Annotated in this window: 14 protein-coding genes and 1 pseudogene; 2 read left to right on the top strand and 13 right to left on the bottom strand. The window is 42.9% G+C overall.

Translation table 11 applies throughout. The features are described from left to right. Positions 1-150: 150 nt before the first annotated feature. Positions 151-834, top strand: coding sequence for a class I SAM-dependent methyltransferase (locus P5683_RS08035; protein WP_315639610.1), 684 nt, complete (start codon positions 151-153; stop codon positions 832-834). On the opposite strand, the gene P5683_RS08030 is transcribed toward P5683_RS08035, so the two are convergent. The 3 genes from P5683_RS08030 to P5683_RS08020 all read right to left on the bottom strand — a co-directional run bounded on the left by P5683_RS08030 (position 826) and on the right by P5683_RS08020 (position 5,213). After that, positions 826-2,310, bottom strand: coding sequence for a CHASE3 domain-containing protein (locus P5683_RS08030; RefSeq protein ID WP_315644863.1), 1,485 nt, complete (start codon positions 2,308-2,310; stop codon positions 826-828). The genes P5683_RS08035 and P5683_RS08030 overlap by 9 nt on opposite strands. A gap of 186 nt (positions 2,311-2,496) precedes the next feature. Beyond that, on the bottom strand, positions 2,497-2,688 hold the full coding sequence (locus tag P5683_RS08025; protein WP_315639612.1) for a hypothetical protein: 192 nt from the start codon (positions 2,686-2,688) through the stop codon (positions 2,497-2,499). A gap of 230 nt (positions 2,689-2,918) precedes the next feature. Further along, positions 2,919-5,213 carry a ribonuclease R gene (locus P5683_RS08020; protein ID WP_315639613.1) on the bottom strand — a complete coding sequence of 765 codons (2,295 nt, stop codon included), beginning with the start codon at positions 5,211-5,213 and terminating at the stop codon, positions 2,919-2,921. 290 nt (positions 5,214-5,503) lie between these two features. Between P5683_RS08020 and P5683_RS08015 the strand changes: the two genes are divergently transcribed. Further along, positions 5,504-6,250: a hypothetical protein gene (locus tag P5683_RS08015; protein WP_315639615.1), complete on the top strand. Its 747-nt coding sequence runs from the start codon at positions 5,504-5,506 to the stop codon at positions 6,248-6,250. 314 nt (positions 6,251-6,564) lie between these two features. On the opposite strand, the gene clpP is transcribed toward P5683_RS08015, so the two are convergent. From clpP to P5683_RS07965, 10 genes and pseudogenes are all read right to left on the bottom strand, one after another. Next, positions 6,565-7,167 (bottom strand): ATP-dependent Clp endopeptidase proteolytic subunit ClpP, encoded by a 603-nt coding sequence (clpP, locus tag P5683_RS08010; RefSeq protein WP_006620915.1) that lies wholly within the window; start codon positions 7,165-7,167, stop codon positions 6,565-6,567. Positions 7,168-7,225: 58 nt separating this feature from the next. Further along, on the bottom strand, positions 7,226-8,362 hold the full coding sequence (locus P5683_RS08005) for an acyltransferase family protein (RefSeq protein WP_006620914.1): 1,137 nt from the start codon (positions 8,360-8,362) through the stop codon (positions 7,226-7,228). Between the two features lie 23 nt (positions 8,363-8,385). Next, complete coding sequence (locus P5683_RS08000; protein WP_315639616.1) at positions 8,386-11,382, bottom strand: FAD-binding and (Fe-S)-binding domain-containing protein; 2,997 nt, start codon at positions 11,380-11,382, stop codon at positions 8,386-8,388. 15 nt (positions 11,383-11,397) lie between these two features. Then, positions 11,398-12,759, bottom strand: coding sequence for a hypothetical protein (locus tag P5683_RS07995; RefSeq protein ID WP_048894966.1), 1,362 nt, complete (start codon positions 12,757-12,759; stop codon positions 11,398-11,400). A 78-nt stretch (positions 12,760-12,837) separates the two neighbouring features. Further along, positions 12,838-14,241, bottom strand: coding sequence for a hypothetical protein (locus P5683_RS07990; protein ID WP_008049211.1), 1,404 nt, complete (start codon positions 14,239-14,241; stop codon positions 12,838-12,840). Between the two features lie 88 nt (positions 14,242-14,329). Further along, positions 14,330-14,494, bottom strand: coding sequence for a DUF5989 family protein (locus P5683_RS07985; RefSeq protein WP_006617091.1), 165 nt, complete (start codon positions 14,492-14,494; stop codon positions 14,330-14,332). Then, complete coding sequence (locus P5683_RS07980; RefSeq protein ID WP_006620909.1) at positions 14,494-14,988, bottom strand: SxtJ family membrane protein; 495 nt, start codon at positions 14,986-14,988, stop codon at positions 14,494-14,496. Before P5683_RS07980 ends, P5683_RS07985 begins: the two co-directional genes overlap by 1 nt. Before the next feature lie 16 nt (positions 14,989-15,004). Next, positions 15,005-16,942 (bottom strand): carbamoyltransferase, encoded by a 1,938-nt coding sequence (locus tag P5683_RS07975; protein ID WP_006620908.1) that lies wholly within the window; start codon positions 16,940-16,942, stop codon positions 15,005-15,007. Positions 16,943-17,037: 95 nt separating this feature from the next. After that, the gene (locus P5683_RS07970) at positions 17,038-17,271 is read right to left on the bottom strand and encodes a hypothetical protein (RefSeq protein WP_152344053.1); all 234 of its coding nucleotides are present in this window, start codon (positions 17,269-17,271) and stop codon (positions 17,038-17,040) included. After that, positions 17,264-17,618 (bottom strand): annotated as a pseudogene (locus P5683_RS07965) (HNH endonuclease); the annotation flags it as partial. The gene P5683_RS07970 and the pseudogene P5683_RS07965, both read right to left, overlap by 8 nt.

Here is a 17,618-nt window from a genome sequence, read left to right as displayed (position 1 = left end):
TGTGGCATTTTCTCAACCGCGACGGCTACCCCCTATCAGTACAACACCATCACCTAACCGGGAGAGGCGATCGCATTTTTGACCCGTAGCATATATGGCGATTCTCTATGGGTTGCCATGATTTAGCAGTTTTGGGAACTGGGCAAAATTATGGGATTTACCGTTAATCAAGTGATTCCTTGGGGACGCAGTTTTGATGAGTATTTGCAAATGTTTGCTCTCAGTGAGGATGATTTGCACTGCTCTTATTTGGACTGTGCTGGGGGTCCGGCGAGTTTTAATGCAGTGATGACCCGCCGAGGTTATTCTGTGGTTTCCTGTGACCCTCTTTATCGGTTTTCCACTGCCCAAATTAGCGATCGTATTCAATTCGTTTTGCCTATAGTAATCCAACAGGTAGAAGCTAACCGGGAAGACTACATCTGGCATCAAATAAAATCCCCAGAACACCTCGCACAGGTCCGTAAAGAGGCGATGAATGAGTTTTTGGCTGATTTTGACCAAGGACGACAAACCGGGCGTTATATCGACGCAGAACTGCCGCATTTGCCTTTTGCTGACCGTCAGTTTGACCGAGCTTTATCGGCTCATTTTCTATTTTCCTATAGCGATCGTCTTTCCGAAAAGTTCCACCGAGATGCTATCCTGGAATTATGCCGGGTAGCCAGTATTGTTCTTCTATTTCCCCTAGTTAGTATTGGGGGAGAGACTCCCGAATTTTTCCCAAGATTAATTGAGCAATTAACAGCTTTAAAATATTCCGTAGAAATTCAATCAGTCCCCTACCATTTCCAAAAAGGGGGTAATCTGATGATGAAAATAATTTCACCGTAAACAATCACCTTTTAAACGCCGCAAATACACTTCCACAACCGAATCATTAGAGTTTTGATGATAACAGTCCTTAAAAGCCTCAAAAGCCTCCTGGAAATGTTGCTGATGATAGAGTGTAACCCCTTCCGAAAATACTGATAAATTAGATAGTTTTGCTGATAATTCCGGGACTAAATCATGATTAAAAACCTCGTAAACTTTGACAATTTCTGACCTACCTTTAACCTGAACTTGATCAACCAAACGAATCGCATAGTTCTGGGGATGTTTGAGCTGCAAAAATGTAGACTCTGATATTAATAAAGGAACCCGATAAACTTTAGTTAGTTGCTCAATTCGGGAAGCCAAATTAACAGCATCACTAATCACAGTACCTTCTATATGTTCATGGTATCCTACTGTTCCTAATATCAATCTTCCCGTATTAATTCCTATGCCAATTTTTAGGGGAATATAACCATACTCATTTCGCTGTTTATTATATTCATTTAAACTTTCTAACATAGAAATAGCAGCTTGTACAGCATCATCTGGACTCCGACTAAAAAGCGCCATAATAGCATCACCAATATATTTATCAATAAATCCATAATGTTCATTAATTAATGGTGCCATACGCGATAAATACGCATTAATTAAATTAAAGTTATCTTGGGGAGAAATACGTTCACTTATGGATGTAAAATCACGAATATCTGAAAACATTATAGACATTTCTTGTTCGGTATAGTCCCCCAAATCAACATCGATTATACTATCTTTATTTAAAATTTTAATTAACTCTTGTGGCACAAACCTAAAAGCAGCTTGGTTTAAAGCAATCAACTGTTGTTGAGCGATTTGTTTATGAGAAATTTCTCGATATATTACTAAATAAAGAGCTGATAGTAATCCCAAATCAAAAACTATCCCTAAACCAAACACCAAGAAAGTATTTTGAATTAATTCATCCGTCGCGTCTGACCGAATCGCCAACAATCTTTCTTCCTCATATTTCATGGTGTCTAAAACCTGTCTAATCTCATTCATTAAATTTTTGCCTTGATTGGTTTTAACTAATTCAATTGCTCCTTGAATATCTCCAGATTTAGCCATTTTAATTGTGAGTTCAAGTTCCTCTAATTTTTCGCTAATTAATGTGGATAAAATATCAAGATTTTGTTGCTGAATCTGATTATCTTTGGTCAAAGATATGAGAAAGGATAAATCTTGATCAATCTCTTGAACTGCTTGATTATAAGGCTCTAAATATTCTGGTTCTAGTGTCAGCAAAAAACCCCTTTGACCGGTTTCTGCATCTGATAAATCTGTGGCAATTTCCTCCAAAAATCTTAATACTTCCTTAGTATGTATTTCCCATTCCTTCAGGTTAGCCAATTTCTTAGAAGTTTGATAGCCACTGTAAGTAACCATCAGTAGTAAAATAGAAGAAATTACAAAGCCCAACAAGACCTTTTTTTGCAGAGATAATTTCATAAAAAATGCCCACTTCATACCCCAAATATCAACACCCTGCTCCTTCTTTAGTGATTAGCCTAGGAGTAGTCTATTAATATTGAAGACGACCATAGACTATAGACGATTACCGCTTATTATAACACGACTATAACTGATAGCCGCCAGCCCATAATGGATAATGGATAATTCTTCCCTCTCTCACTATTACTCCCTCTCAAATATTACTCCCTCCCTCTCTGGAGATGGCTGGGGAGAGAGGGATAGGGCGATAATGTAGGGGGGTTCGAGATCATCAGTCAAAAAACCGGGTTTTTTAGCCAAATCTTGGTGAGAAACCAGAAAGCCCGATAAAAACCGGGTTTTTCCCACTGGGGAGAGTCTGGTGGTGCGTAGCACCGATAATTATCGGGTTATTATCGGAATTTTGGGGTTGTACTCCCCCTAGGAAAATACTCAAAAAACCCGGTTTTTTAGCCAAATCTTGGTGAGAAACCAGAAAGCTCAATAAAAACCGGGTTTTTCCCACTGGGGAGAGTCTGGTGGTGCGTAGGGCCGATAATTATCGGGTTATTATCGGAATTTTGGGGTTGTACTCCCCCTAGGGAAATGGGGAAGCTAGGAGATAGCTAAAAGCTATCATCATGGTCATCAATAGCTTCACTACCGCCACCAACAGCAACCAAATCAATTTGTTGACGGTAGTAGTCTACACTCTTAACCTGAACTTCCACATTATCGCCAAGACGGTACTGATTGCGGTTTTTGCGACCGACTAAGGTTTGTTGACGAGAACGGTATTCGTACCAGTCATCTTTAAGAGAAGAGACATGAACTAACCCTTCTACCCTGAGAGTTGAACCACCAGGAGACTCTAGTTCAATCTCGACAAAAAAGCCATAGGACTGAACGCCAGTAATTAAACCGACAAAAGTTTGACCGGTGCGTTCTTTCATAAACCCAGTTTTTTTGAGTCCCTCTAGGTCTTCCTCAGCATCAGCGGCGACGCTTTCCCTTTCGCTGAGATGAACGACGAGTTGAGCAAACTGGGTTTCGAGATCATGTTGTAACTCTGGAGGTAAGACATTCCAGGAAATTTTGCCCTCTGATGAGGAATGATGGAGGTTAACTGGTTCTTTGGAACGAGTGGAACGGCGATCGCGTCCCTCTTCAAATACCGCTTTGAGAACCCGACAAATTTGCAGGTCACAATAGCGAGAAATGGGTGAGGTACAGTGAGTATAGGCGGGTAATGCCAAGCCAAAATGCAGTTTAGGAACGGTACTATAAACAGTAGGTTTGAGACTATCTTCAAGCAGATAAGTTAATACCCTCTCGGCTCGAGTATTTTTAATGGCTTGGGTGAATGCTTGAAAATCTTGGGGTTGAATTTCGGCTTCATCATCAAGATCAAGTTCCGGTCCCAGATGAACAGACAACTTGACCAATTCAGCGACATCAGCGGGGTCTGGGGCGGCTTGAACGCGATAGATAGCAGGAACCCCAAGGGATTGCAGGTGGCAAGCAACTACCTGATTAGCTAAAATCATCAACTCAGATACCATAGCCTGAGAGACTAATTTAGTGCCAGAAATCATGGGTCCGAGTTCCCCTTCGTCATTAAAATGACAATGGGTATCAGGAAGATTGAGTTCAAAACCACCCCGCAACTCCCGCATTTGTCGAATGGCGCGACTGACTTCTAGGAGGTCTTCTATAATCCGATTATCTTCGGAAGATTCGCCATCAAGAATACTTTGGGCTTCCTGATAAGTTATTTGTCGGTCAACGCGGACGATACTGGGCTGAATTTCATATTCTAGGATTTTTCCGGTAGGACCTAGTTCAATCATGATGGACAAAGCCAGGCGATCTTCTCCTGGTATCAGAGAAATGCGATCGCAACTGAGGGGAGCGGGAACAATAGGAATATATTTATCGGCTAAGTAAATGCCGATACCCCGCCGCCTGGCTTCGCGATCTAAGGAGGTGTCTGGTTGAATATAATGGGAGCTATCTGCGATATGAACCGCTAATTTCCAGTTCCCCGATTCGGTTTCTTTCAAGCTGAGGGCGTGATCAATTGTATATTGACAGGGTTCGTCTTCTGGCTTGAAGACTGAAAATTCAGGATTTCCCAAATCGGGGCTAAAGGAAAGAGTCGGCTCGTCGCGCAGATCAAGTCGATTTTCCAAGTCGCTATTTTTGAGAGTAGCACTAGCTGCTAGGAGGATTTCGGTTTCCTGTAGTACACTTTTGGGAAAGGACCGGGGTAAATCATGTTTACAACAAACAATATCCAGGTCTTCTGCTTCCTCAGCATCAGAACCCAGAACTTGTACCACCCTACCCACAGGGCGATGAATACCCAGAGGATAGCGCACTACTTCGACATGAACCAGGTGATCGACAGCATCAACGAGTTCCTCTGGGGGGTTGACCAGATTCATTTCAAATAGCAATCGGTCATCTAGGGGGACGGCGCGATATCCTTTTTTGGTTTCTTTGACGCGAGCGAGTACGGAGGGGTTAGCTCGCTCTAGGATTAGATAAACTTCTCCTTCGGGGGAACGACGACGGGAGCCTTCTTTAATAATTCTCACCAGGACGCGATCGCCATTCCAGGCGGTACTCAAGTGACTTTCCCGGATGTAGACATCCTCGGCACTTTCCGCGTCTTGAATCGCAAAGCAGAAGCCTTTGCTGGAACATCGCAATTTGGCTTCTACAATACTCTCCTGTTCTATGCGACGATAGCGGCCCTTATCTTTTTCCAAAAGGCCAATCCGCTCTAAAGCATCAATGGCGATCTGAAATTTTCGCAGACTCTCTTCATCAGAGGTCAGTTTTTTTTCGAGAGCCTTGGGGGCTACAGATTTATCCTCTGTAAAGTTGGCTAACAGTGTAGCGATTGAAAATTCCATGTAGCGATTTTCCTTCGTGATGTCGATGGGGATAGGTAGTTCTAACGCCACTTCTGCCTTTGTTAGTTTCAGCCACTTTTCCAGGACTCACTTTTTCCCACCATGCCAACCAATCACCCCTGAGAGACAGTGATACAATTTTAGTTGAGAGCGATCGGCAACCTTACAGAAAATGCTAAGGGTGGGATGTACAACGATGCCCCACAGGTGGAAAAGTGTTTTCTGGGGCAGAGGAGCTGCGTCGGAGACCACATTCTAACCAATTATATCCTATAAGTTTACTGAAGATTATGTTCACTCAATTTAGAAGCCGCTATCCCACAGGGGGACTTATCTCTGAGTTAATTGCTATTGAGAACAATCAATATATTGTTCGGGTATCGGTACAGGTGGCCGGGGTAACTCTGGCATCGGGACTAGGTATGGCTGAAACTGTGGAGTTGGCTGAGGATAGGGCCAGAGAGCGATCGCTACAGTGTTTGGGGTTACACAAAATCGGGGATAATTTACCCAAGGCTGATTTACCTCATAGGTCAGACAGTTTACCGAGTCCCGTTGTTTCTAATCTATCAAATCAGTCGGCTGTGGACTCACCCACCACTGGCCGCGAAACTCTGGGGCTTGACTCCATGGCTATGCCTTCTGATGAGTGGCTATCTGCTACCTACATTCAGCCTAAAACCGGGTCTCCATCTTTACCTGATGCCACAACTACCCAGAACCCAGCCCAAACCAAAGCCCGAGGCGCTTCTCTGCCCCATTTGCCCTCCGATGAACTAGAAACCCCCGAAAATACGATTATTCATCCGCCAGAACCGCGATCGGTGACACTTTCCCAAGAGACTGGTCATAATACTGTTTACCATGGTGATGATATGTCTGACGATATTGCCAAAACAGATATTGAGTTGCGAAGATTAGGTTGGACAGCGGAACAGGGTTCTGCATATCTACTCAAGACCTACGGAAAGCGATCGCGCCACCATTTAACTCCTGAAGAACTGCTGGACTTTTTACACTATTTAGAATCTATTTAGCATTTTTGATAGTTCCCAACAACCCCCAACCCCAAAGGGGGGTTTATTAGTCTTCTTGTTAGCATAGGTAATTGACAGCGCCACCCCAAAGGGCGGGTTGATGACTCTTCTGCTGACCAGAGGTAATTGACAGCAGAACCCCAGAGGGCGGGTTGATGACTCTTTTGCTGACCAGAGGTAATTGACAGCATAACCCGCCCCTACAATTATCAATTATCAATTATCAATTATCAATTATTCATTATTAATTGCCTAACCCGCCCCTACATTAGATCCCAGAGGGAGAGGGGCTTGGGACTGTGCGATCGCCTATGTTAACTCTCAACCGGATTAGATGCAGAAGGACGGCGACTAATGACTTGATCGATGAGGCCGTAATTAACCGCATCTTCGGCGGACATAAAGAAATCCCTTTCTGTGTCTTCTTCGATACGGGACAGGGGTTGTTCTGTGTGTTTAGCGAGATTTTCGTTAAGTTGCCGTTTCAGATACAGAATTTCTCTGGCCTGAATTTCAATATCGGTAGCTTGTCCTTGTGCGCCTCCGAGGGGTTGGTGAATCATAATCCGGGAATGGGGGAGGCTGTAACGCTTTCCTTTAGCCCCGGCGCTGAGGAGAAATGCCCCCATACTGGCTGCTAGTCCCAGACAGACGGTGCAGACATCAGGACGAATATGGTTCATGGTGTCAAAGATGCCCAATCCCGCATTAACCCCGCCTCCTGGGGAGTTGATGTATAGATAAATGTCTTTTTCGGGGTCTTCTGCGTCTAAAAATAGCAGTTGGGCCACAATTAAGTTAGCAACATCTGAGTTAACTTGGGTTCCTAGAAACACGATGCGATCGCGCAGGAGTCGGGAGTAAATATCAAAGGCGCGTTCACCACGGCCTGATTGTTCGATGACGGTTGGAATCATAACGTGCTGCTAAGACTGTTAATAGATACTGTCGATCTATTGTAGCGATTTTCTGTACCTAGACTTTCAGAAACCACCGACGATTATACATAATATAGGCGATCGCCCACCAAAATATGACTGTGGCTACAGCATACATCAGCGATCCATTGAGTGGCCCCGCCCAGGATACAAATATATTTTCATAGATCCAGGTTTTCAGATTAGGGCTAACGGGTCCGCTACCTACCGGGATGCGTATTAAGATCCTGGCGAGTAAGCCGGAAGCCACAAATAGAAATATGGCGTTAACTCCCATAATTTCCAAAGGTTTCCCCCACCGTCGCCAGTTTTTTACTTCTATGACCCCATAACAGAAGGCTAATAATAGCAGTCCCCAGCCAGCGGTCACTAATACAAATGAACTGGTCCACAGTGCCTTATTAATGGGAAACCATACCCCCCACAAATAGCCGACCACCAGGCTACTGAGGGCAAACATTACTAGGTTAATGACGGTGAAACTGTTTCGGGGTTGGGATTTTAGCCATTCTCCGGTAAGATAGCCGAGGATTACGGTAACTGTAGCGGGTGCGGTGCTAAATAATCCTTCTGGGTCGTAGGGACCGCCTCGCCACAAGTGATGGGAACCTAAAATTGTCTGGTCTATGAATGCGCCTAAGTTGCCTTCTGGTGACAGGTTTCCTGGGCCATAGCTGGGGACGGGAATTATGGTCATGGCTACCCAGTAACCTATGAGGGTGAGAATGGAAATTAGCCACAATTGCCGTCGCGACAGGTTTAAAATGGCGATCGCAGTTAGTCCATAGGCGATCGCTATTCGTTGTAATACTCCCATGATTCGGATATTGGCTAGGTCATAGTGGGGAAAACCATTTAGGAATAAGCCTAACAGAAATAGTAGTAGACATCGCCGCCCTATTCGACTATAAACTGATGGGGGTACTTTCTCGCCCGGTAAACGATGTTCTCGGGCAAATTTGGACAGAGAAAAGGCGATCGCTACTCCCATAATTAATAGGAAACTGGGGAAAACTACATCGGTGGGGGTGCAGCCATCCCATTCGGCGTGTTGCAATACCGGATACATATAACCCCAGCTTCCGGGGTTATTCACCAGTATCATGGCGGCGATCGCTATACCTCTAAATACATCAAGGGATATTAAGCGCATTTTAGTATTTTTCCAGGTCATCAATTTCCACAATACCTCTGAGTTTACAGTAATTTTAGTAATGCTTGGATGGGATGATTGGGGGTAAAATGACTAAATCTGTGAATTTGCGATCGACAAGAATAACCTGTGACTAAGATTTGATTGGGATTATCTATGGTTGAGATAATTCGCCCCCAACTACTATTATAAATGTCCTGGGATTGCTGATAGTGTTCGGCTTCATGACCATATATTCCCGCCATTCCGCAACAGCTTGTATTGACGATATTTAATTCTAATCCCATAGTAGTAAATAGCTGCTGCCATTGTTTTTGAGAGGTTAAAACCGCAGTTTTTTCCTGGCAATGTCCGAACAGAAAATAAGGCTGACTGGCGCTGAGTTTCGGTAAGCGATCGCTATTTTGGCTCAGAAACTCTTGCAGTAAGTCAATGGTTGGTAAGGCTGGACTAAAATTGAGTATTTTCGGGTATTCATCCCGATAGGTTAAAACTATACTAGGTTCAATACCAATTAGGGGAATTTCTAGGGATTTTAATTGTTGCAACCATTCGCAGTTTGGGGAAGCGATCGCTTTAAACTCTCGTAAAAATCCTTTTACATGAGTGGGTTTACCACTGGGAAAAAAATCGGGTATATATACATTATATCCTAATTTGTGCAGAAAATCATAGATTGCTAATACCAGGGAAGATTCATAAAAACTGGTAAAAGCATCCTGTAGCAAAATCACACTACATTCCTTTTCAGACCCACTTAAATTTTGCAGCCTATCCAGATTAAATTTGGGGTGGTGGCGCGTCCGTAAACCTTCCTTGAGGGTGGGATGACTCACTACCGGAGGATCGACTATATTTAACAGAGTTTTAGTCGCCGCTTTTGATAGAGGATTTTGGCTTAATATATGAGCTATTATCGGATGCACAGATTGCCACTTTGACAGCGTTTCAATATGGGCGATTAGATAATCTCTAAATGGTCGCAAATATCGAGTATGATAAAGATACAAAAACTTAGATTTTATGTCCGGGATATTCACATGAATCGGACATTGACTAGCGCAGGCTTTACAGGATAAACAGCCATTCATAGCCCCATAAACTTCCTGGGAATAATCATAATCTCCCCGCCATTGTTTGAGGGTATTCCAGAGGCGCATGATTAAAGTTGTCGGGGTTTCCGTAATTTCATCACCATGATTTTCTAGGAGTCTTAGCCACTCCCGCAATAAACTCGATCGCCCTTTTGGGGAATGAATGCGATCGCGAGTTACCCGATAGGAAGGACACATCACATCATCAGGATCGAAGTTAAAACAAGCGCCATTACCATTACAATTAAACGCCCCTTCATATTCACTAATTTTACTAGGATTAACTTGGCGGTCAAATTCTCCCCGCATAGGTGAATCTAATTTAACTACTGTATCTAAACTATCTATCGGCGTGACAATTTTACCCGGATTTAGTCTATTTTGGGGGTCAAAGATAGTTTTCACTTCTCGGAAAACTTGATATAATTCATCTCCCAAAAACTCCCGTGTATATTCACTCCTAAAACCTTTACCATGTTCTCCCCAAAATACTCCCCCATATTTACGCACTAAAGCCACAACGCGATCGGATAATTTGCGGACTAATTCTGCATCTGCGGGAATCTTCAAATCCAAAGCCGGACGCAAATGCAAACAACCAACATCTACATGACCATACATCCCATAAATCAGATTATATTCTGCTAATAAACCCCGCAATTCTCCAATATACTTAGCTAGATGCACTGGGGGAACCACAGTATCCTCTATAAAAGGTATCGGTTTACGATTTCCCCGTTGATTTCCCAGGAGTCCCGCCCCTTTACTACGCAGTTTCCAGAGATTGATAATTTCCTGATTATCCCTCGCCAAATAATAACCACTTATACCCTGATTACCCCCTTTAAGTTTCGCAATAATTGAGTCTATTTTAGGTTGAATATCAGCCTCGCTTTCTCCCACAAATTCCACTAGATTGATAGTCCCAGAAGACGGGATAAAATCCTTAACAGCATCATAGATTTCATCCTGTTTAGCCAAATTAAGAATCGTCTCATCAATAGTTTCGATCGCCCCTGGCTCCGAGGCTAATAAATCCATAGCCCCTTCTAAAGCATAATTAAAACTTTCATAATGAATAACCAGTAATTTTTTAGCCTGGGGAATTGGCGTAAGTTTAAGTTTGGCTTCCGTGATAATTCCTAAAGTACCTTCCGCGCCTGCTAATAAGTAATTCAGGTTAAAAGTTTGTTTGTCCTCAGAATAGACTTTAGCCAAGTTATAGCCAGTCATAAATCGGGTAAGTTGAGGAAATACCTGATTGATTTTATCTTGGTTATCCGTGAGAAGGTTATCCAGACAATTATAAATATTTCCTACTCTTCCCCCTTGCTTTTTAAGGCGGTTTAATGCTATAGTATCCATAGGGAAGGATAGGCTTTCCGTCCCATCTGGTAACACCCAGGTTAACTCTAAAATGTGTTGACTGGTTCGCCCATAAATTCGCGACCCCTTACCACAAGCATCAGTGTTAATCATTCCCCCAATAGTCGCCCGATTACTAGGCGCTACTGAGGGCGCAAAAAAGACACCATGAGGCTGTAAACATGAGTTAAGTTGGTCTAAAACTACTCCCGGCTGAACGCGGACCCATCCCTCCTCTAAATTGATTTCTAAGATGTTATTCATAAACTTAGAACAATCGATAATAATTCCCCTAGATAAGGATTGACCATTAGTTCCGGTTCCCCCTCCCCGTGGAGAAAAGGTGATATTTTGATAGGGAGTTTGACTAGCCAGTTTCAACAGAATCACTAAATCATGATGGTTTCTGGGGTAAACTACTCCCTGGGGAAGTATCTGATAAATACTATTATCAGTGGCGGTTACTAAACGAGTAGCAAAATCTCCCTTAACCTCTCCAGAAAAATCAGTTTTTTCTAACTGATTCAAGAATCCCCAATAATCGGAATTGATAGTATTTTCTGGCTGTAAATTAGGAATCATCAATCCTCCTTTATGCTAGTCAGTGAGAGGTTCATTAGCCAAGTTAAGATTTGGTGGATTTAGGCGTTGATTAAGTATATTTTTAATACTTTCCGCCACATAACTCGAAAGGATATGTTCACCAGCCGGGGTATAGTGACAACAGTTATCAATGTACATCATTTCTGGCGCAGCATCAAAAATATTCACCCCATTAAAAATAGTCACCCCCGCCGCCTCCAAGTCAGCAATTCGATTTAATAGCAGAGGATAACCTGCTACAATAGGCTGGCGGTAAGGGGTATTATCAGTAAATGCGATCGCTTTTTCTTCGCTGCTAAAAACCCTATTAGTGACATGATATTGGTTAGGTTGCAGAATATGGAAATAGGGAATATTTTTCGCAGATAAAATATGATTAATCACCGTAGAAGTTCTCACCCATGTATCAGTAATTTTAGCCAAGGCTTTCTCTTCCGGTAAAACTGACTCTTGAGTATAAAATAAAAATACGCTGCCTTCTCCCCCGTCATGATCAGGAATTTGTTGATATCTTTGAAATCGTTCAACCTCCTGGTAATAATCTTTAATTAATCCCTGGATAGCCAGATTATTGATAGTATAACAAGAAGCCATCCGACAATTTTTTAAGTTAGAAGCAACCTGATTAATTCGGGGTTTAGCTTGCTTAATTTTAAGTATACTTTCTAAGGCTTGGGTAGATAAACTATTATTGGCTAAATTAGTTAAAGGTTGTATGTGGGATGCACTTGGCATTGTTAATTCCAGTTTTTTTTCATTATTAACACTAGATAAAGCCAGTTCATTAAACCCATCAATATTAATCACCATATCAAACACCTGACCCACAGACAGCAGATAATTCAAAATCAAAAGCTGTTGTGGCTGTTTATAGCCTCCCGTAGCAAAGGATAAAATAATTAGTTCTTTATTTTCTAAACCGGGCACTTCTCGAATTTTGGTCTCTAAAATTCCATTTTGAATCTCATAGATAGAATAGTTAGAAGCTACTGACCCCCCAAATACTCCCACGATAAATTGATTTTCGTTAGTTTTGACAAAGGGATAATTATATGGAGAAATAAAGCCATAGTTATTATATTTGAACCCCGGACGAAAATCAGGACCTGGTTTAGGTGCATATCCGAAATAGGGATGTAGTCTTTCTACGATAGAAATTTCCATCCTCATACCTTCTAGGTTCAAACCCATTTCTTCAATGCTGCTTGGTCGTTGACGAGTATAAAATAACTGGTTATGGCGGACTAAATAAAAACCCAGGGAACCCAATTCTACAAAAAACCCTAACAACAATAGGTTAATTAAGATAATTTTGCCAACTTCTTTAATTTGCTTGCGATTAAATTTGTGTTTCATTATCATAGATTAATAGGAGGTGATAATCATCGAAACTGTCAAACATTAGCAACTCATATATAAGTTATAGCCGAATACTTAGGGGGTTATTGACTGGAGACGGTTAACAATGGAATTGCCAATATATTCAGTAAAGATTTCTTGACCTCTGGGTGTATAGTGACAACAACTGTCTCTATATACCGTTTCTGGTTTGGTGTCAAAAACTGTCACAGCATTGATAACATTAACACCAAAATTTGGCAAATCTTTCCCTCTAGCAAGTAACCGAGGATAGCCTTGTATAACTCCTTCTATATACGGGTTATCATCAAAAATGGCAATTTCTTCGGCGGTGAAAGTTCTTTGGGTGGGATGATACTGATTAGGCTGTATTACATGAAAATAAGGGATATTTTTATTTGCTAAAGTTTGATGAATCATTTGGGAAGAGTTAAACCAGATATCTACCATTTTATCAAAGGCTATGTCATCTGGTAAAACCTGGGGATTTTGGGGTATGGAAATTAAACTATTAGCTAAATCATCTTCATTTTGTCGTAACTCAATCTGCATTGTATCTAAGGCGGATACCTGGCTTTGATATCTTCTAGTTAGTTGATTAACTTGATAGGAATTCCAAGCATAACAGGAGGCGAGTTTACAGTTTTCTAAACGCTGAATTTGACGGACTAATTTTTCCCTGGTTTCGTTCATTTCCGCCAAAGCTAAAACCACGGGAATATTAGTATTAGCCAAGGCGGTTAGGGGTTGAATGTGTTGGAAACTCGGCATGGAAACTGGGACGGATGCTTGATTATTTAATGGTGGTAATGCGACTTCATTAAAACCATCAATATTAACCACTAGGTCTAATTCCTGACCAATGGATAAAAAGTAGTTGAGAATTAATAACTGTTGAGGTTGTTTATAACCCCCATGAGCAAAGTTTAAGATAATAAATTCTTTATTTGCTAGTTCGGGAACTGTTCTGAGTTGTTGAATTAAAGTATTTGATAATTCCTTGTGAGTGACTTCATAGTTGGCAAAATCAACGGCTACAGAACCGCCAAAGATACCAATAATAAACTGATTATCATTCAGTCTGATAAAGGGGTAATCGTGGAGAGAAAAAAATCCGTAGTTATTCACCCGCAAGCCAAAGGGATTATCCGCAAATAAGCCGGGTTTTAATACATAGCCAAAAAAGGGGTGAAAACGCTCGACTATAGCATTTTTATCATCATTGTTTCCGGTAGGTTGTTCCCTCACCCCTATCTGTTCTAGAAGTTGATTTGTGGCGGTTTTATCACGATTATGAGTATAAATAAACCGCTGTTCTGTGACTAGGTAAAACAGGAGAGGTACGACTTCTAAGATGAGTAAAATTAGGGCTAAATTAATGCCCACAATTCCGAGCAACTCTCGACTAACCACCCCCCGTTTAGCGGATTTTTCCTCAATGGGGGTTGATGGTCGTTTAAATAATGGCAGATTTTTCATATAATCCAGGTCAGGAAAATCAAGAAATTAGGGGGTTAGAAAATTATTCTTTCCCCCAATTGCCAACAATTTCGACGCTAATACAGTATCAAAATAAAGTATAAATGAAAGGTGCGATCGCTGACCCTTGACTAAGGACAATCAGAGCCCCCAATAACACCATAGTAATAATCAACGGTAGCAGCCAATATTTTTTGCGCTCCCGCAGAAAACCCCACAAATCTTTCAGAAAATCTAATGTTGCTTCAAACACTAGAAAGGACGCTCCATACTTACTCTTGAACGGACTTGACTGGGAACCCGGTAGGTTGATACGTTAGGATCTAGATCTCGTCTCATGGCATCAGAGCCAAATAAACGCTTAATCGCCCCCATCGGTGCAATCATAACGTAAAACACAGCCCCCAAAATAATTCGGGTATTAATCCCAGCCAAAACCAAACCTATCCGCATCCAAGTATAATAAATCGGATTGAGAGTTGACGGAGACAGGAAAGACCAAACCCAGAGAATAGTGGCTACGACCCAGGGCCAAGCTGGGGGCGGCCAGTGGCGGAAAATTAATGGTAGCAGTAAGCCGAACAAGCCAGCACAAATTGCACCTGTTGTCAAGCCAAATTCCCGCAAGCCTTTTCGATCAAGTTTGGGGATATCGTGATCAGTCATAGTGGATTTTTGCAACCAATTATATAACAGAGAACTGAGAACCGGGAAAAACAGCGATCCTGGGGGGAGAGAAGCCACCATAAGTGGCTCCTAGGGATTAATCTAACTCAAACTCATTTTTCCAGGAATCATCTTTTGACCAGGGAGTTTGTGCAGTTTTGGCGAGTAGATAATTTTCCAAAACGAGATAATCCATCTCGGTCCGCATAAAGCAGCGGTAGGCATCTTCGGGGGTGCAAACAATAGGTTCACCCCGCACATTAAAAGAGGTATTAACGAGTAGACCGCAGCCTGTAAGTTTTTCAAAATGACTAATTAGACTGTGATAGCGGGGGTTAGTTTCTGGGTGTACAGTTTGAATGCGTGCGGAATAATCGACATGGGTAATAGCGGGAATTTCGGACCGGGGAATATTGAGCTTTTCAATCCCAAAAAGTTTTTCTTGTTCGGGGGTCATAGGAATCCGGCGAGACTCCTTAACGGGAGCCACCATCAACATATAAGGACTGTGGGTATTGTGTTCAAAATAATCAGCGACACGCTCTGCTAACACGGAAGGCGCAAAGGGTCGGAAAGACTCCCTATATTTAATTTTCAGATTCATGACGGACTGCATTTTAGTGTTACGAGGGTCGCCAATAATTGACCTACCTCCCAAAGCACGCGGCCCAAATTCCATCCGACCTTGGAACCAGCCGACGACATGACCATTAGCTAAAATTTCGGCTAACCTAGGCATCAATTCAACATCTGCCAAATACATATATTTAGCATCAATGGAATTGAGATAATCCTGAATCTCGGAATTGCTAAAAGAGGGACCCAAATAGGAGCCTTTCATCATATCAGCGGGGGCGGTGCTAGGAATAACCCGAGGGGTTATCGTGGCGACTGCTGTTTCGGTGGCTCCGGCGGCTTCGAGTTCGATTTCGTTCTCTATAGCGGCTGACTGCCTCACCTGGCGGGGTTGTTCACAATATTGATACCAAACAGCCAAAGCTGCCCCTAATGCACCTCCTGCGTCTCCTGCTGCGGGCTGTATCCAAATATCCTTAAAGGGACCTTCTCGCAACAGGCGACCATTAGCTACACAGTTGAGGGCGACTCCCCCGGCTAAACACAGATAATCAACATTGAGTTCTTTTTGTACGGTCCGAGCTAGACGCAGCACTACTTCTTCTGTGACTACCTGAATGGAAGCGGCGATATCCATTTCCCGTTGGGTGAGTTGGCCTTCGGCTTTCCGAGGGGGTCCGTCAAACAACTGGTCAAACTTCTTGTTGGTCATGGTTAACCCGGTGGCATAGTTGAAATACTTCATATTCAACCGGAATGTGCCATCATCCTTGAGGTCGATTAAATGGGTTAAAATCCGATCAACATAGCGAGGTTGACCATAGGGCGCTAACCCCATGAGTTTATATTCGCCAGAGTTGACTTTAAAGCCGGTGTAGTAGGTGAAGGCTGAGTACAGTAAACCGAGAGAGTGGGGAAAGTCGATTTCCCACAGGGGGGTCAGGTTATTACCGTCGCCTAACCATACGGAAGTGGTGGCCCATTCCCCTACACCGTCTAAACACATGACGGCTGCTTTCTGGAAGGGACTGGGAAAAAAGGCTGAGGCGGCGTGGGATTGGTGATGTTCGGTAAACATGAGGGGGGGGAGTTTGGCTTTTTTGACCCCCATGATGGCTGAAAGTTCTTTTTTTAATACGGTTTTCAGATAAAGTTTTTCTTTTAACCAAATTGGCATGGCAGCCAGAAAAGACCGAAACCCACGGGGAGCATAGCTGATGTAGGTTTCTAGCAGGCGCTCGAATTTGACTAGGGGTTTATCATAGAAAATGATGCGATCGACATCGAATAGGGTGATATTTGCTTCCTGAAGACAGTAGCGAATGGCGTTGTGGGGAAATCTGGCATCGTGTTTTTTGCGCGAAAACCTCTCCTCTTGGGCGGCGGCGATAATTTCTCCATCCCGCACGAGAGCGGCTGCACTGTCATGATAGTAAGCCGAGATTCCAAGTATGTTCATTCATATTTCCTCACAGAATGGAATTAAGGTTTTTGGGGTTAGTTGTGGGTCAACGGTTAAAATATCCACAGATTATAGCGAATTCCTGGTCAAGGTTAACGCGAATGGGAAAATTTAATTGCATAAGGGCTGGTAGTCATTAGGGTAAGGGGGTTAGCCGAAACTGGCGATCGCCAACAGACTACCACTGATTCGGTTAAACTCGCACTTGTTCCTGTAGTTGTACCCGAATTTAACGTAGACCTCTCGGGAGCGTGGAAGCGCCGTGTCTTTAGACCGGGGAGGAAACGCGACACGGGGACTTTAGTCCCCGTCAGTCTTTCAAGCATAGGTGTAACCATCCTTTCTGTGAATTGGTTGGCAGTATTTATGGCTGATGCCTGCCACTCTGACCGAGGCAGTGGTAATATCGAAACTGCCGGAAGCACGGCAGAGAACCCGTCCTAACATAGGAGCCAATTTTCTTCCCTGCCGTGACAGTGGCAGTAACGATATCGCCAGTCTGAAAGCCTTTGTGAATTTGTCTCCTTGAGCGGTGACGAGTTGGGAATCCGTACTTATCCGTCCCGCACATCTGACGGGTTCCATGCCCCTTCGCTAAAATCAGCAACGGTTTGGAAGTATAGCACAAGACAGAAAACTTAGGACGTATAATGGAGAGGACGAGATGACTAAG

The sequence above is a fragment of the Limnospira sp. PMC 1279.21 genome (assembly GCF_032349615.1).
Taxonomy (GTDB): Bacteria; Cyanobacteriota; Cyanobacteriia; order Cyanobacteriales; family Microcoleaceae; genus Limnospira; species Limnospira fusiformis.
The sequence above is the reverse complement of the archived record's forward strand: the minus strand, read 5'-3'. Positions and strand labels throughout refer to the sequence as shown.

Excerpts from the sequence above, each read along its gene's own strand:
- P5683_RS07975 (WP_006620908.1), bottom strand. The coding sequence starts at position 16,942 with ATGAACATACTTGGAATCTCGGCTTACTATCATGACAGTGCAGCCGCT.
- P5683_RS07970 (WP_152344053.1), bottom strand. The coding sequence starts at position 17,271 with ATGCTTGAAAGACTGACGGGGACTAAAGTCCCCGTGTCGCGTTTCCTC.
- P5683_RS08005 (WP_006620914.1), bottom strand. The coding sequence starts at position 8,362 with ATGACCTGGAAAAATACTAAAATGCGCTTAATATCCCTTGATGTATTT.
- P5683_RS08030 (WP_315644863.1), bottom strand. The coding sequence starts at position 2,310 with ATGAAATTATCTCTGCAAAAAAAGGTCTTGTTGGGCTTTGTAATTTCT.
- P5683_RS08035 (WP_315639610.1), top strand. The coding sequence starts at position 151 with ATGGGATTTACCGTTAATCAAGTGATTCCTTGGGGACGCAGTTTTGAT.
- P5683_RS07980 (WP_006620909.1), bottom strand. The coding sequence starts at position 14,988 with ATGGTGGCTTCTCTCCCCCCAGGATCGCTGTTTTTCCCGGTTCTCAGT.
- P5683_RS08015 (WP_315639615.1), top strand. The coding sequence starts at position 5,504 with ATGTTCACTCAATTTAGAAGCCGCTATCCCACAGGGGGACTTATCTCT.
- P5683_RS08000 (WP_315639616.1), bottom strand. The coding sequence starts at position 11,382 with ATGATTCCTAATTTACAGCCAGAAAATACTATCAATTCCGATTATTGG.
- P5683_RS07990 (WP_008049211.1), bottom strand. The coding sequence starts at position 14,241 with ATGAAAAATCTGCCATTATTTAAACGACCATCAACCCCCATTGAGGAA.
- clpP (WP_006620915.1), bottom strand. The coding sequence starts at position 7,167 with ATGATTCCAACCGTCATCGAACAATCAGGCCGTGGTGAACGCGCCTTT.
- P5683_RS07995 (WP_048894966.1), bottom strand. The coding sequence starts at position 12,759 with ATGAAACACAAATTTAATCGCAAGCAAATTAAAGAAGTTGGCAAAATT.
- P5683_RS08020 (WP_315639613.1), bottom strand. The coding sequence starts at position 5,213 with ATGGAATTTTCAATCGCTACACTGTTAGCCAACTTTACAGAGGATAAA.